Annotated in this window: 1 protein-coding gene; it reads right to left on the reverse strand. The window is 68.1% G+C overall.

Features of this window, described 5'->3' with window-relative positions:
- Nucleotides 1–1290, reverse strand: a 1290-nt coding sequence (locus tag A5705_RS00040) for an HAD-IC family P-type ATPase (protein ID WP_156762973.1), incomplete at both ends; no start/stop codon positions are given.

A 1290-nucleotide genomic window follows, 5' to 3' on the forward strand; every position in this document is an offset into this window, starting at 1 on the left:
AAGGTTTTCCAGGAACCACCCGGTGTGAAACGCCACCTCGCCGGCGTGCAGGATGCCGAGCATGAATCCGAAGGTCAGGAAGTCGAACAGCGAGTTGATGGGCCCGAACGTCAGCATGAACCTGCGGATGAAGGCGACGTTCCAGTGCGCCGGCGCATCGCGTTGCTCCTCATCGACGCGGTCGGTGGGGATCGCCAACTGCGAGGCATCGTAGAGCAGGTTGCCCAGCAGGATCTGGCTGGGCAGCATCGGCAGAAACGGCAAGAACGCCGACGCGGCGGCGGCGCTGAAGGTGTTGCCGAAATTGCTCGATGTGCCCATGAACACGTACTTGATGGTATTGGCGAAAATCCTTCTGCCCGTGGCCACCCCGGTGGCCAGCACCCCCAGGTCCTTTTCCAGCAAGACCACGTCGGCCGCGTCCTTGGCCACGTCGGTGGCGCTGTTGACGGAGATGCCCACATCGGCGGCGTGCAATGCCAGCGCGTCGTTGACCCCGTCGCCGAGAAACCCCACCGATCTTCCGGTGCGGCGTGCCGCGGTGATCAGCCGTGCCTTTTGGTCGGGGGAGATGCGGGCGAAGATACTGTGGTCCGCAGCGGCGCGGCCGAATTCGTCGTCATCGAGGCATTCCAGCTGCGCGCCGGTGATCGTGCCCTTGGAGACCAAACCCAGTTCGGCGCAGACCTTTTCGGCCACCCGAGGGTTGTCGCCGGTGGCGATCTTGAGCTCGATGCCCAGTTCGGCCAGCTGTGCCAGCGACTGGCGCGCCGCGGGTTTGGGTTCGTCGGCGAAGACCAGAAAGCCGGCCAGCGTCAGGTCGTGTTCGTCGTCGGCGGTGAGCTCCGTCAGCTCGGCGGCCGGGCGGGTGGCGACGGCGACCACCCGCCGTCCGGCGGCGAACAAGTCCGCCAGGGTCGCATCCGCGGCCGCCGGCGTCCCGTCGCACCGGTCCAGGACCTGTTCGGGGGCGCCCTTGACGACGAGGAGGCGGTTGCCGTCGTCGTCGACCAACACCGACGTCGCGCGCCGCTCGTGGTCGAACGGCAGCAGCGCGACGCGGCGCACCGCGCCGCCCACCAGTTGCTGTGGCTGCGGGGAGTCCCACAGCGCGGCGTCGAGCGGATTGGCGCTCACCACACCGGATTCCGGGTCGACGTCGGTGGCCAGCAGCCCGAGCCGCCGGACCGGCTCGGCCGGCGCACCGGCCGGATCGATCGTGCCGACCAGGCGGATGCGGCCTTCCGTCAGCGTGCCGGTCTTGTCGGTGATCAGGATGTCGATGTCGCC

Origin of the sequence: Mycobacterium sp. E787, from assembly GCF_001668725.1 — a bacterium.
Taxonomy (GTDB): domain Bacteria; phylum Actinomycetota; class Actinomycetes; order Mycobacteriales; family Mycobacteriaceae; genus Mycobacterium.